Origin of the sequence: Pseudomonas sp. 58 R 12, assembly GCF_900005865.1 — a bacterium.
Lineage (GTDB): Bacteria > Pseudomonadota > Gammaproteobacteria > Pseudomonadales > Pseudomonadaceae > Aquipseudomonas > Aquipseudomonas tritici.
On the sequence record NZ_CVTP01000003.1, the window covers coordinates 106093 to 120425 of the forward strand.

Sequence of the window (14333 nt, forward strand, 5' to 3'; positions counted from 1 at the left end):
TCCCATGATCGAACCCAAGCGCGTCCTGCGCGCCCTCGCCGAACACTGGGCCTTACTTGAGCCACTGTGCGAACACTTCGACCAAGGCACCCTGAGCCTTAGCGAACTGCGTGCGCAACTGGCCGCCCAACAACTGGACAGCACGCCCCAGGACATCACCAGCCTGCTGGACGTGTGGATTCGCCTGGATATCCTGGTGCCTGTCGCCAAGAGCCCGAACCGTTTCGAGCTCAACGCGCAGATCCACGACTTCCTGGCTTATCTTCGTAAGGAGCACCGGCTTGGCCTGTGCCTGGAAATCGAAGCCTACCTGCGCCACCTCGAACGCCTGGCCGGGTATATCCAGGACGCCTTCGACATTCGTGATGGCCACGACCTGGCCCGCCAGCTGCGCCTGCTCGACATGCGCGTGCGCGACGTGTTGAAAAAACTCGCCAACGACGAACAGGCCCTAGCCGCCGTGGCCGACCGCGCCAAGACCAGCGACCGCCAGATCCCGTTGCGCCAGCGCTACGCCGAAGTCCTGGCGACCTGGGACGAATACGTCGAACCGATGATCCAACTGGTGAACGCCGACGGCGCCTTCGAGCAAGGCGTGCGCAAGGTGGAGAATGTGCTGCTGCGCATGCTCACTGAGCAACAGCGCCTCGGCCACCTGGTGGACGACGACATGCTGCTGCGCACCCACGCGCGCATCCTCGAAATGCAGACCAGCGCCCAGCTGACCCTGCGTCATGCCCGCGAGCTGCTGCTGCCGCTGCGCGAAGAAGCGCGCCGGCACAACGCCGTGACCCGTGGCGCGGCGCTGGCGCTGTCGGCGATCCGCCGCAAAGGCCTGGACGCGGTACCGCAAGCAGCGATGCCGATGTTTACCCGGCCGCAAAGCACCTTCCTCGGCAGTGCCAGCCAGGTGGAAGCTTATGTGTATGCCCTGGCGAATTTCGAGCCGAAACCGGCGCGGTTCCCCAAGGCGCACAAATCCCACAAGGGCGAAGCCCAGCGCGCACCGCGGACGGTCAAAGAAATGCTCGAGCGCTGCGAAGACGCGCTGCCGATGCCGGACTTGATGACTTGGCTGCTGGAGCAGGAACCGGACGGCGCGACCGACGAGTTGCTGTACTGGTTCTCGCGCCTCTCGCGTGAAAAACGCTTCAAGCGCGAGCGCCTGGAACGCCGCGATTACCACACACACGAGCACCAGGTCAGCCTGCGCTCATTCGCCCTGCTCCCGGCCACGCCTGACGCGGCCGAGAATTCCGCGAGCACACCTTATGCATCTTGATCTATCCGAACTGTCCCAACTGGCGCCGATCTTTCGCGAGCTGTTCAAGGGTTACCACGTCAGCCGCCGCGATCCGGAGCTGTACGCGCAACTGTCGAACTTCCAGGACCAGTACCGCACGCTGTTCAAGGCCCTGGGCTTTGAGCTGGTGTGCGATACGCGGGGCTTCTACTACTTCGTGCCGGACACCGCCGTGGCTGCCGCGCAGGTAAACAAGACCGCGCAGCGCCTGGCGTTGTTCACGTTCATCATCGTCGAGCACTTGGCCGACCAGGGTCGTGACCCGATTGCAGTGCTGGATGGCGGCAGCCTGGGCCGCGATGAACTGCCGTCGTTGCTGGAGAAGTACCGCGACCTGTTTATCCAGGCCGAAGTGCAGACCCAGGAAGAGCTCGAAGAAAAAATCATGCGCCGCATGACCCAGCTGGGTTTTGCCAGCGAGGACAACGGCATTTACCGCTTCCTGCCGCCGATGCACCGTTTCCTCGATGTGTGCCTGTCGGTGCAGCAGGACCGCGACCTCGCAGCCAGCGTGCACAGCGTGTTGCCATTGCCGGCGCCGGTGATCATCGACGAAGACAGCGATGAAAAACTGCTGAAGACCGATGACCCGCTCGACCTCAGCGACTTTGCGGAAGAAAGCGAAGAAGACGCCATGGCCCGCGCCATTGCCGAAGAACAGGAGACCGACGCATGAGCAAGGAACGCTACGGCATCCGCCGCTTCGCCCTATTGAACACCGCCGGTTACAGCCTGGGTTTGTTCCCGCTGGAAGAACCGCTGTCGGTTTACGGCGCAAACAACCTGGGTAAATCCGCGTCGATCAACGCCTTGCAGTTCCCGATCCTGGCGCGCATGTCGGACATGAGTTTCGGCAAGTACACCCTGGAACAATCGCGACGCTTCTACTTTGCGACCGACACCAGCTACATCCTCGTGGAAGTCTCCCTGCCCCACGGCCCGCATGTAATCGGCGTGGTTGGGCGCGGCCCGGGCGGTGGTTTCGGGCACCAGTTCTTTGCCTATGCCGGCAAGCTGGACCTGGCCCACTATCAGAAGAATGACACCTGCCTGCGTCAGAAAGAGCTGTTCACCAACCTTGAGCGCGAGGGCCTCAAAGCCTACGAGCTGAAGCCGGATGAGCTGCGCCGTTTGCTGGTGGGTGGCCATACATCGATCCCGCTGGACCTGACGTTGATTCCGCTGCGCTCTACCAGCGAACAGAGCCTCAAGACGTTCCGCGCGCTGTTTATCAACCTGCTGCACATGCGCGAAATCACCGCGGCCAAGCTCAAGCAATTGTTCCTGGATGCCTTCGAACACAGCCTGCGTTCCGGCAGTGTTGATTACATCGCGGCGTGCGAAGAAGCCTTCCGCGACGTACGACGCATGGAGCAGGACTACAACGCGTTGGTTGCTGCCGGGCCATTGGTTGAAGCACTGGCCAATGGCGTACGGTTGCGTGACGTATTGCGCGGCAAGTTGCATCGCCTGTCGCCGTTGCTGGATTCGTTGCTGGGCACTTGGTCCGACTACGCCAGTGCACGCAAGGAAGAGCTGACGATCCAGGCCGAGCATTACCGCAACGAGCAGGATGCCCTGCAGAACGACCAGCGTGGCGGCACCCAGGAATTGATGCGACTGGAGCGTGAGATCAGCGGTATTCAGCGTTGGCTGGGCGAGCTGTCGGTGCTCAAGCATCGCTTTGCGCTGGTCGATGACGTCAAGGTGCTGGAGCAGCAACTGCTGGCGGCCAAGGATGCTCACGATGAGTTGGCGGGTGCCTTGGCGCAATCCCGACAGTTCAGTGCCGAGGACCTGGACGAGCGTCTGCGCGACCTGGAAAAACGCTTGAAGTCGGTCAAGCAGCAGCTGGATCACGCGGACAACAACAGCTACGCCAAGCTACGGGAAGAATTCTCGCAGCAGGATGTCGAGCGACTGATGCGCCTGTTCAACAGTTCGCTGTTCAGCCTGCCGCTGGGCGAGCATGGCATCACGCTGGACGAGGAAGGCCTGTGGGTGAAATCCCTGGAGCAGATCCTCGATGGCTTCAAGGGCGAGCGTTTTGAAGTACCGGGGCTGGCCATCGATATCTCGCACATCGAGCCACCGGCGTTGCAGGCCTTGGCGGATCGCGCGGCGTTGCGCGACCAGAAAGAGCGTCTGGAAAAAGAACTCAAGCAGCTGAAAACCCAGCAGGCTGTGGCGTCTGACCGCGCGGCGAGCAAAACCCAGACTGAAGCGCTGTACCAGCAGGTACTTGATGCGCAGAAAGCGCTGGAAGACTTCCGTCGCGCGCAGACCCTGAGCGCAGAAGAAGGCGAGAAACTGGAAAACCTGGCGCAGATGGAAGCGGCGCAAGATGAGTTGAAGCGTTCCAGTGATGCGTTTACCGAGCGCGTCCAGCAGTTGTCGGCCAAGCTGCAATTGGTCGGCCGTCAGATCGGCGACATGGAAGCCAAGCAGCGCACGCTGGATGACGCCTTGCGCCGTCGTCAGTTGCTGCCGGCGGACTTGCCGTTCGGCACGCCGTTCATGGACCCGGTCGACGATTCCATGGACAACCTGCTGCCGCTGCTCAATGACTATCAGGACAGCTGGCAAGGTTTGTTGCGCGCCGATGGCCAGATCGAAGCGCTGTATGCGCAGGTGCGCCTCAAGGGCGTGGCCAAGTTCGACAGCGAGGACGACGTTGAGCGTCGCCTGCAACTGCTGATCAACGCTTATGCACACCGTACCGATGAAGCCCTGACCCTGGGCAAGGCGCGCCGTGCAGCCGTCACCGATATCGCCCGGACCCTGCGCAATATCCGTAGCGACTACGACAGCCTTGAGCACCAGTTGGCGTTGTTCAACCGCGAGATCAACAAGCGCCAGGTGTCCAACCTGCAAAGCTTCCGTATCGTGCTGGCGCCGAACAAGGAAGCGCTCAAGCATATCGACCAGATCATCCACAGTGCCGGTCAGTATGAAGAAGGCGAGACGCTGTCGGTGTTCGACCTAAGCCATAGCGCCGAGCAGGACAACAAGAACGAAGAAGCCAAGGAGTACCTGGCGCGCCTGGTAGCTGCCAACCATAACCAGTTGGGCCTAAAGGATTTGTTCGAACTGGCGTTCGAGATCACCAAGGTAAACGGTCAGCCGGTGATTCATACCGATATCGATGGTGCGGCGTCCAACGGCACCACCATGACCATCAAGGCGCTGACCAACATGTACTTGTTGCTGCACTTGATGGATCGCGACCAGGCCGGGCGTGTGCGTTTGCCGTACTACCTCGACGAGGCAGCGGACATCGATGAGAAGAACCAGGCCGCCTTGCTGGAGACGAGCTTGCAGCTGGGCTTCGTGCCTATTTTGGCCAGTGTGAAGCCGCAGGTATCCGCCCAGGTGGCGATTGACCTGGAAGGCGGTAGCGGGCCGAACGGGATCTATATCGATGAGGCGGATTGGAAGTACATCCGTCGTCACGATGTAGTGAAGGCGACGGTGAACGTGCAGGCGGATGAGCCGGAGTTGGATGAGGTCTGACTTGAATAGCTGAAACGCACAAGGCCGCGATCTTATGGATCGCGGCCTTTTTTATGGCTGGTTTTTTTGTGTCGAATGGAAGGGCCTCATCGCGGACAAGCCCGGCTCCCACATTTGGTATGCATTCTTACTGACGATGCATATCCCCTGTGGGAGCCGGGCTTGCCCGCGATGGACGCACCTCGGTTTACTTGCCGAGTTGAATCTTAGGCGCCCAGGTCAGCCACTCATCCTCAAACTTGTCGAACAGCGGGAAGGTTTGCTGTGGCCGCGCCGCGTTGCCCATGCGTTCGCCGTCTGGCGTGGCAAAGGCGATACCGCCAGCGACCAAGGTCTCCAGGGATTCAGTACGTACGGAGGCACCTTTGAACAGCCCGAAGTCGAAGCCGAAGCCGCTGGTGTTCCAGAAACGACTGCCGCTGCGCACGAGGGCGGCGTACTTGGGCTCAATCAGGATATGGATGAGGACACGGTCAGCGGTCTGGCCCAGCTCATAGCCGGTGACTTTGCCCACGGTGACTTCGCGATAGGTGACCGGAACGCCTTCCTTCAGCGAACCACGGCGGGCGGCGCTGAGTGTCAGGCTCAGGCCCTCTTCCTTATGAGCAGCCTCAGGCGGCTGTTCCAGGGCGACGAAGTTTTTTTGTGGCCCGCCATTTCTGGCTGCCGGTTGCACTTCGATGTATTGGCCGGTGACCAGAGTTTCCAGGTTAGAGGTTTTCATCAGGCCCAACTCGGGCTTGACCACCCAGAACTGACTGCCAACCCGTGCGATGCGGTCCGCTACCTGAGTGATACGCGCGCTGAGCAACACCGACTGCATGTCGGCGCTGAGGTCGACGCTTTCAATCTTGCCCACATCCAGGCCCTTGAAACGCACCGGTGTGCCAGGCCGCATGCCGTCGGCGCGGTCAACTTTGATGGTCACCAATGTGCCGTGCTGGTTGGCGGCCTCGCGGTCGGCGAACAAGCGGAAACGCGGGATGCGCTTTTTCAACGGCACGTTCGGCTCCGGCGTTTCGAAAGCGATACCGCCGGCCATCAAGCTGGCCAAGGATTCACTTTTTACCTGGATGCCACCTGTAAGGCCGCCTGTGAGGGTCACACCGCTGGCATTCCAGAAGCGCGTCGAACCGTTAACCAGGCTTTCGTATTCCTTCTCGATATGAACGCCGATCACGAGTTGTTTTTTCTTGCGCGAAAATTGATAGCTCTGAACCGAGCCGACCTTGACCTGTTTGTAAAGGATCGGACTGCCGACATCCAGCGAGCCCAGGTTATCGGTGAGCAGCACCATGTGCAGGCCGGGGGAACGCAGGTCCAGCGGCGGTGCCTTGGCACGGGCCTCATATTCACGCTGCGGCGGGGTGCCTTTGTCACCGGGCCGGATGGCGATGTAGTTACCTTTGACCAACGCCTCAAGCCCGGTGATACCGGCGAGGGAAATGGAAGGTTTGACCACCCAGAACTGGGTGTCCTGGACCAGGTAGTCTTCCGCCAGGGGGTCGAGTGTGAGCTCAGCATTGGCGCTGGACAGATCAGGGTTGATCTTCAAGGTCTTCAGACTGCCAACCTGGATGCCTTTGTACATCACAGGCGTGCGGCCGGCCTGCAGGCCTTCAAAGTCAGAGAGCTTGACCTTGACCTTGATACCGGCTGCGGCGGCGTCGAAATCTTCATACAAGCGGAACGGCAGGCTCGGGTCGGTGGGCGGACTGTCCTTGCGGTTCTCTGGCGTGGCGAAGGCGATACCGCCAGCGACAATGCTCGAGAGGGATTCGCTGCGCACCTTCACGCCGGAGAGATTGGCGTCAATGCTGATGCCGCTGGCGTTCCAGAAACGCGTGTGTTTGCGCACCAGGTTGGCGTAGGTCGGCTCGATGTAGACCTTGATCTCGACGGTGCTCTGGTCCTCGGAGAGCAGGTAGCTTTTAACCTGGCCGACCTGGATCTGCTTGTAGAAGACGGGGCTGCCACGGTCCAGTGAACCGAGGCGATCGGCTTTGATGGTCAGATGCAGGCCGGGCTTGGCGTCAGACAAGGGAGGCTCTTCGGAGAGTGCCTTGAATTTTCGTGTGGGCTCACCGTCGCCAGGGCTGGCAGCAATGTAGTTACCCGAGACCAGGGTTTCGAGGCCAGTGATACCCGCCAAAGTAACGCTTGGCTTCACCAGCCAGAAACGGGTGTTGGTCCTGAGGTATTGCTCGACGTCCTTGTTCATCTCGATGGTGGCAATCACCCCGCGATTGTTGCCTTCGTCGTCAAGGGCCAGGGTTTTGACCTTGCCCACGGGCATGCCTTTGTAGACCACTTCTGTCTTATTGGCCTGGATCCCTTCCCCGCTTTCAAAGCGCACCTGAATTTCGAGACCTTGCTGGGAATAGGCACGCCATCCCAACCATCCGCCGATGATCAGGGCAATCAGAGGCAACACCCAGATAGCCGACCAATTGGAGGCCGGGCGGGTTTTAGCTTTAGGCAAATCACTCATTGTCGTCGTCCGACTCCGTGTTATCCCAAATCAGTCGGGGATCAAAGGTTACTGCGGCGAACATCGTCAAGATCACCACACTGGCGAACGCCGCAGCGCCGAGATTGGCCTCGACACTGGCAAGTCGCCCAAAGTTTACGACCGCCACCAGAATGGCTATCACGAAGATATCCAGCATGGACCAACGGCCAATGAACTCGATAAAGCGGTACATCACAATGCGTTGCTGGGCAGACAGCGGCTGGTGGCGCTGCACTGAGAACAGTAGCAGCCCAATGCCCACCAACTTGAATGTGGGGACCAGAATACTGGCGATGAACACGACTGCTGCGATGGGGTACATGCCGTGCTGCATCAGTTGGATCACGCCTGCCATGATAGTACTGGGCTCGCCCTGCCCTAACGAGTTGACGGTCATGATGGGCAGCAGATTGGCGGGGATATACAGGATTGCCGCCGTGATCAGCAACGCCCAGGTGCGTGTGAGGCTGTTCGGGCGCCGGGCATGAATCAGCGCACCGCAACGGGTACAGAGTTGCTCGTCGGAGTCAGCGTCTTGTTTATTCAGTTCGTGGCATTCAGTACAAATCAGAATGCCCGCATCAATCGCCCGCATGATCATCCTCTCCTGACAACGCTTGCCAGATCTGGTGGGGCGACATCACCACCTCAAGCAGCACCTGAACCATTAATAGGCTGATAAAGCAGACCAAACCAAGGCCGACCGTGATGGAGGCCATGTCGGCGAGTTTTACAATCGCCACCAGCACGCCCATCAAGTAGACCTCCAACATTCCCCAATCTTTCATGTGATGGTAGATGCGGTACAACAGCAGCCCATAACTGCGGCCGATATTCCAGCGGATGCTGAGCAACACAGCCAATTGGCAGAGTAATTTGAGCAGCGGAATGGCCATGCTGCAAAGAAACACAACGGCGGCGACCCCCTGCATACCGGTATTGAACAGACCGACAACGCCACTCCATACGGTGTCTTCCGAGGACTGCCCGAGTAGATTGAGCTGCATGATCGGCAAAAAGTTCGCAGGGATATACAGCAGCAGCGCGGCCAGCACCAGGGCGAGGCTTCGCTCAACGACGTTGTGGCGATGAGCATAAAGCTCATAACCGCACCGTGGGCATTGGGCTTTTTCACCGACGGCCAGCACCGGCTTGCGCATCAGCAAGTCGCACTCATGGCATGCCGCCAGGTCGTCCAGTGGTAAATCCGATACCTCAAGGGCATCAACCGGCTCGGGCATAAGTAGGGCTCGGACTCTAAAAAAGGTTAGGTGCCTATTCTAGTGGTCTGGTTCAGAAATAACTGTGCATATTTGTTTGGCGAGTTCGGGTGGGCTTATCTACGGAGATGAGTGCTGTTTGCAGCCAGCGCATTGTCGTTATGGACCTACGCGAACACCCCGTGTGCTTTCCAATCGCCCAAAACAAAACCCCTGTTTGCGTTAGCAAACAGGGGTTTCGGAATTTAATCTTGACGATGACCTACTCTCACATGGGGAAACCCCACACTACCATCGGCGATGCATCGTTTCACTACTGAGTTCGGGATGGGATCAGGTGGTTCCAATGCTCTATGGTCGTCAAGAAATTCGGGTACTGAGTCGTGGCCAGATGGCCTCGCTTCAGCAAATTGGGTATGTGACAGCTTTCGGTGTTTTCGTGAGATCGAACTTTCGGTTCTATCGTCTTCACACACCGCAATCTGATGCTCGTTAGAGTAGTCAAATTGCTTGGGTGTTATATGGTCAAGCCTCACGGGCAATTAGTATTGGTTAGCTCAACGCCTCACAGCGCTTACACACCCAACCTATCAACGTCGTAGTCTTCGACGGCCCTTCAGGGGACTCAAGGTCCCAGTGAGATCTCATCTTGAGGCTAGTTTCCCGCTTAGATGCTTTCAGCGGTTATCTATTCCGAACATAGCTACCCGGCAATGCCACTGGCGTGACAACCGGAACACCAGAGGTTCGTCCACTCCGGTCCTCTCGTACTAGGAGCAGCCCCTCTCAAATCTCAAACGTCCACGGCAGATAGGGACCGAACTGTCTCACGACGTTCTAAACCCAGCTCGCGTACCACTTTAAATGGCGAACAGCCATACCCTTGGGACCGGCTTCAGCCCCAGGATGTGATGAGCCGACATCGAGGTGCCAAACACCGCCGTCGATATGAACTCTTGGGCGGTATCAGCCTGTTATCCCCGGAGTACCTTTTATCCGTTGAGCGATGGCCCTTCCATACAGAACCACCGGATCACTAAGACCTACTTTCGTACCTGCTCGACGTGTCTGTCTCGCAGTCAAGCGCGCTTTTGCCTTTATACTCTACGACCGATTTCCGACCGGTCTGAGCGCACCTTCGTACTCCTCCGTTACTCTTTAGGAGGAGACCGCCCCAGTCAAACTACCCACCATACACTGTCCTCGATCCGGATAACGGACCTGAGTTAGAACCTCAAAGTTGCCAGGGTGGTATTTCAAGGTTGGCTCCACGCAGACTGGCGTCCACGCTTCAAAGCCTCCCACCTATCCTACACAAGCAAATTCAAAGTCCAGTGCAAAGCTATAGTAAAGGTTCACGGGGTCTTTCCGTCTAGCCGCGGATACACTGCATCTTCACAGCGATTTCAATTTCACTGAGTCTCGGGTGGAGACAGCGCCGCCATCGTTACGCCATTCGTGCAGGTCGGAACTTACCCGACAAGGAATTTCGCTACCTTAGGACCGTTATAGTTACGGCCGCCGTTTACCGGGGCTTCGATCAAGAGCTTCGCGTTAGCTAACCCCATCAATTAACCTTCCGGCACCGGGCAGGCGTCACACCCTATACGTCCACTTTCGTGTTTGCAGAGTGCTGTGTTTTTAATAAACAGTCGCAGCGGCCTGGTATCTTCGACCGGCATGAGCTTACGGAGCAAGTCCTTCACCCTCACCGGCGCACCTTCTCCCGAAGTTACGGTGCCATTTTGCCTAGTTCCTTCACCCGAGTTCTCTCAAGCGCCTTGGTATTCTCTACCCAACCACCTGTGTCGGTTTGGGGTACGGTTCCTGGTTACCTGAAGCTTAGAAGCTTTTCTTGGAAGCATGGCATCAACCACTTCGCTAACTAAAAGTTAGCTCGTCATCAGCTCTCGGCCTTAAGATCCCGGATTTACCTAAGATCTCAGCCTACCACCTTAAACTTGGACAACCAACGCCAAGCTGGCCTAGCCTTCTCCGTCCCTCCATCGCAATAACCAGAAGTACAGGAATATTAACCTGTTTTCCATCGACTACGCTTTTCAGCCTCGCCTTAGGGACCGACTAACCCTGCGTCGATTAACGTTGCGCAGGAAACCTTGGTCTTTCGGCGTGGGTGTTTTTCACACCCATTGTCGTTACTCATGTCAGCATTCGCACTTCTGATACCTCCAGCAAGCTTCTCAACTCACCTTCACAGGCTTACAGAACGCTCCTCTACCGCATCACTTACGTGATACCCGTAGCTTCGGTGTATGGTTTGAGCCCCGTTACATCTTCCGCGCAGGCCGACTCGACTAGTGAGCTATTACGCTTTCTTTAAAGGGTGGCTGCTTCTAAGCCAACCTCCTAGCTGTCTAAGCCTTCCCACATCGTTTCCCACTTAACCATAACTTTGGGACCTTAGCTGACGGTCTGGGTTGTTTCCCTTTTCACGACGGACGTTAGCACCCGCCGTGTGTCTCCCATGCTCGGCACTTGTAGGTATTCGGAGTTTGCATCGGTTTGGTAAGTCGGGATGACCCCCTAGCCGAAACAGTGCTCTACCCCCTACAGTGATACATGAGGCGCTACCTAAATAGCTTTCGAGGAGAACCAGCTATCTCCGAGCTTGATTAGCCTTTCACTCCGATCCACAGGTCATCCGCTAACTTTTCAACGGTAGTCGGTTCGGTCCTCCAGTTAGTGTTACCCAACCTTCAACCTGCCCATGGATAGATCGCCCGGTTTCGGGTCTATTCCCAGCGACTAGACGCCCTATTAAGACTCGCTTTCGCTACGCCTCCCCTATTCGGTTAAGCTCGCCACTGAAAATAAGTCGCTGACCCATTATACAAAAGGTACGCAGTCACCCAACAAAGTGGGCTCCCACTGCTTGTACGCATACGGTTTCAGGATCTATTTCACTCCCCTCTCCGGGGTTCTTTTCGCCTTTCCCTCACGGTACTAGTTCACTATCGGTCAGTCAGTAGTATTTAGCCTTGGAGGATGGTCCCCCCATATTCAGACAAAGTTTCTCGTGCTCCGTCCTACTCGATTTCATGACTAAGAGATTTTCGCGTACAGGGCTATCACCCACTATGGCCGCACTTTCCAGAGCGTTCCGCTAATCTCAAAGCCACTTAAGGGCTAGTCCCCGTTCGCTCGCCACTACTAAGGGAATCTCGGTTGATTTCTTTTCCTCAGGGTACTTAGATGTTTCAGTTCCCCTGGTTCGCTCCATACACCTATGTATTCAGTGTAAGGTAACCATCTTATGATGGCTGGGTTCCCCCATTCAGACATCTCCGGATCAAAGTCTGTTTGCCGACTCCCCGAAGCTTTTCGCAGGCTACCACGTCTTTCATCGCCTCTGACTGCCAAGGCATCCACCGTATGCGCTTCTTCACTTGACCATATAACCCCAAGCAATCTGGTTATACTGTGAAGACAACATTCGCCGAAAATTCGATAATACTCAAAACTGAGTAACTCACAAATTTTACCTTAGCCTGATCCGTTACCAGTGAAAGTAACGTTCAGTCTATCTTTCTATCACATACCCAAATTTTTAAAGAACGATCTAATCAAAGACTAGAAATCAACATTCACCATCATAACGATGGAATGCTCATTTCTAAGCTTTCATAACGTAGAAGCAGTAGTGGTGGAGCCAAACGGGATCGAACCGTTGACCTCCTGCGTGCAAGGCAGGCGCTCTCCCAGCTGAGCTATGGCCCCGTATTTCTACAGGCGTTTCCCACACAAAATTGGTGGGTCTGGGCAGATTCGAACTGCCGACCTCACCCTTATCAGGGGTGCGCTCTAACCAACTGAGCTACAGACCCAATTTCGGGCTGCTTCTTATCGTCTTCTTCAATGAATCAAGCAATTCGTGTGGGAACTTATGGAGCAGCTGATGTCGTCGATTAAGGAGGTGATCCAGCCGCAGGTTCCCCTACGGCTACCTTGTTACGACTTCACCCCAGTCATGAATCACACCGTGGTAACCGTCCTCCCGAAGGTTAGACTAGCTACTTCTGGTGCAACCCACTCCCATGGTGTGACGGGCGGTGTGTACAAGGCCCGGGAACGTATTCACCGCGACATTCTGATTCGCGATTACTAGCGATTCCGACTTCACGCAGTCGAGTTGCAGACTGCGATCCGGACTACGATCGGTTTTCTGGGATTAGCTCCACCTCGCGGCTTGGCAACCCTCTGTACCGACCATTGTAGCACGTGTGTAGCCCAGGCCGTAAGGGCCATGATGACTTGACGTCATCCCCACCTTCCTCCGGTTTGTCACCGGCAGTCTCCTTAGAGTGCCCACCATTATGTGCTGGTAACTAAGGACAAGGGTTGCGCTCGTTACGGGACTTAACCCAACATCTCACGACACGAGCTGACGACAGCCATGCAGCACCTGTCTCAATGTTCCCGAAGGCACCAATCTATCTCTAGAAAGTTCATTGGATGTCAAGGCCTGGTAAGGTTCTTCGCGTTGCTTCGAATTAAACCACATGCTCCACCGCTTGTGCGGGCCCCCGTCAATTCATTTGAGTTTTAACCTTGCGGCCGTACTCCCCAGGCGGTCAACTTAATGCGTTAGCTGCGCCACTAAAAGCTCAAGGCTTCCAACGGCTAGTTGACATCGTTTACGGCGTGGACTACCAGGGTATCTAATCCTGTTTGCTCCCCACGCTTTCGCACCTCAGTGTCAGTATTAGTCCAGGTGGTCGCCTTCGCCACTGGTGTTCCTTCCTATATCTACGCATTTCACCGCTACACAGGAAATTCCACCACCCTCTACCATACTCTAGTCAGTCAGTTTTGAATGCAGTTCCCAGGTTGAGCCCGGGGATTTCACATCCAACTTAACAAACCACCTACGCGCGCTTTACGCCCAGTAATTCCGATTAACGCTTGCACCCTCTGTATTACCGCGGCTGCTGGCACAGAGTTAGCCGGTGCTTATTCTGTCGGTAACGTCAAAACAATCACGTATTAGGTAACTGCCCTTCCTCCCAACTTAAAGTGCTTTACAATCCGAAGACCTTCTTCACACACGCGGCATGGCTGGATCAGGCTTTCGCCCATTGTCCAATATTCCCCACTGCTGCCTCCCGTAGGAGTCTGGACCGTGTCTCAGTTCCAGTGTGACTGATCATCCTCTCAGACCAGTTACGGATCGTCGCCTTGGTGAGCCATTACCTCACCAACTAGCTAATCCGACCTAGGCTCATCTGATAGCGCAAGGCCCGAAGGTCCCCTGCTTTCTCCCGTAGGACGTATGCGGTATTAGCGTCCGTTTCCGAACGTTATCCCCCACTACCAGGCAGATTCCTAGGCATTACTCACCCGTCCGCCGCTCTCAAGAGAAGCAAGCTTCTCTCTACCGCTCGACTTGCATGTGTTAGGCCTGCCGCCAGCGTTCAATCTGAGCCATGATCAAACTCTTCAGTTCAAACATCTTTGGGTTTTTAAGAAACCCTAAACTTGGCTCAGCAATCGTTGGTTACATCTTTGATTTCTCGCGGAGTAACTTGTGATGCTGATAATCTTGTTGACTATCAGTCTGACTCCACAAGCACCCACACGAATTGCTTGATTCAGTTGTTAAAGAGCGGTTGGTTAAGATCTTTCGTCTCAACCGAGGCGCGCATTCTACAGCAGCCTCATTTGCTGTCAAGTGATTATTTTCAGAAGTTTTCGAAGAATTCTTCAACAACTTCAACCACTTGCGCTTCCGATCTCTCGTTAGCGGGAGGCGAATTCTACAGCGTTA

Annotated in this window: 6 protein-coding genes, 2 tRNA genes and 3 rRNA genes; 3 read left to right on the top strand and 8 right to left on the bottom strand. The window is 56.2% G+C overall.

Going from position 1 to position 14333, the window contains the following annotated elements; all coding sequences use genetic code 11:
• Positions 1 to 4: 4 nt before the first annotated feature.
• The 3 genes from mksB to mksF are packed head-to-tail and all read left to right on the top strand — an operon-like array spanning position 5 to position 4816.
• A complete protein-coding gene (gene mksB / locus BFP95_RS01885) occupies positions 5 to 1282 on the top strand; it encodes an Mks condensin complex protein MksB (protein WP_049710159.1) in 1278 nt (425 codons plus the stop codon).
• Positions 1272 to 1979 carry an Mks condensin complex protein MksE gene (mksE, locus tag BFP95_RS01890; RefSeq protein WP_049710160.1) on the top strand — a complete coding sequence of 236 codons (708 nt, stop codon included), beginning with the start codon at positions 1272 to 1274 and terminating at the stop codon, positions 1977 to 1979. The genes mksB and mksE overlap by 11 nt, the downstream gene beginning before the upstream one ends.
• Entirely contained in the window at positions 1976 to 4816 is a 2841-nt protein-coding gene (gene mksF / locus BFP95_RS01895; RefSeq protein ID WP_065909100.1) for an Mks condensin complex protein MksF, read from the top strand. Before mksE ends, mksF begins: the two co-directional genes overlap by 4 nt.
• 187 nt (positions 4817 to 5003) lie before the next feature.
• On the opposite strand, the gene BFP95_RS01900 is transcribed toward mksF, so the two are convergent.
• The 8 genes from BFP95_RS01900 to BFP95_RS01935 all read right to left on the bottom strand — a co-directional run bounded on the left by BFP95_RS01900 (position 5004) and on the right by BFP95_RS01935 (position 14012).
• Positions 5004 to 7307 carry a PqiB family protein gene (locus BFP95_RS01900; RefSeq protein ID WP_065909103.1) on the bottom strand — a complete coding sequence of 768 codons (2304 nt, stop codon included), beginning with the start codon at positions 7305 to 7307 and terminating at the stop codon, positions 5004 to 5006.
• Positions 7300 to 7923: a paraquat-inducible protein A gene (locus BFP95_RS01905; protein WP_049710163.1), complete on the bottom strand. Its 624-nt coding sequence runs from the start codon at positions 7921 to 7923 to the stop codon at positions 7300 to 7302. Before BFP95_RS01905 ends, BFP95_RS01900 begins: the two co-directional genes overlap by 8 nt.
• The gene (locus BFP95_RS01910) at positions 7910 to 8569 is read right to left on the bottom strand and encodes a paraquat-inducible protein A (RefSeq protein WP_065875237.1); all 660 of its coding nucleotides are present in this window, start codon (positions 8567 to 8569) and stop codon (positions 7910 to 7912) included. Before BFP95_RS01910 ends, BFP95_RS01905 begins: the two co-directional genes overlap by 14 nt.
• A 228-nt stretch (positions 8570 to 8797) precedes the next feature.
• A 5S ribosomal RNA gene (gene rrf, locus BFP95_RS01915) occupies positions 8798 to 8913 on the bottom strand.
• A gap of 156 nt (positions 8914 to 9069) precedes the next feature.
• Positions 9070 to 11961: ribosomal RNA gene (locus tag BFP95_RS01920) — 23S ribosomal RNA — on the bottom strand.
• A 249-nt stretch (positions 11962 to 12210) separates the two neighbouring features.
• Positions 12211 to 12286, bottom strand: a tRNA-Ala gene (locus tag BFP95_RS01925).
• A gap of 30 nt (positions 12287 to 12316) precedes the next feature.
• Positions 12317 to 12393, bottom strand: a tRNA-Ile gene (locus BFP95_RS01930).
• An 82-nt stretch (positions 12394 to 12475) separates the two neighbouring features.
• A 16S ribosomal RNA gene (locus BFP95_RS01935) occupies positions 12476 to 14012 on the bottom strand.
• The 16S, 23S and 5S rRNA genes sit together here with 2 tRNA genes alongside, the layout of an rRNA operon.
• Between the last annotated feature and the right edge of the window lie 321 nt (positions 14013 to 14333).

Coding starts and splice junctions, on each gene's coding strand:
- mksB (WP_049710159.1), top strand. CDS start 5: ATGATCGAACCCAAGCGCGTCCTGCGCGCCCTCGCCGAACACTGGGCC.
- mksE (WP_049710160.1), top strand. CDS start 1,272: ATGCATCTTGATCTATCCGAACTGTCCCAACTGGCGCCGATCTTTCGC.
- mksF (WP_065909100.1), top strand. CDS start 1,976: ATGAGCAAGGAACGCTACGGCATCCGCCGCTTCGCCCTATTGAACACC.
- BFP95_RS01900 (WP_065909103.1), bottom strand. CDS start 7,307: ATGAGTGATTTGCCTAAAGCTAAAACCCGCCCGGCCTCCAATTGGTCG.
- BFP95_RS01905 (WP_049710163.1), bottom strand. CDS start 7,923: ATGCGGGCGATTGATGCGGGCATTCTGATTTGTACTGAATGCCACGAA.
- BFP95_RS01910 (WP_065875237.1), bottom strand. CDS start 8,569: ATGCCCGAGCCGGTTGATGCCCTTGAGGTATCGGATTTACCACTGGAC.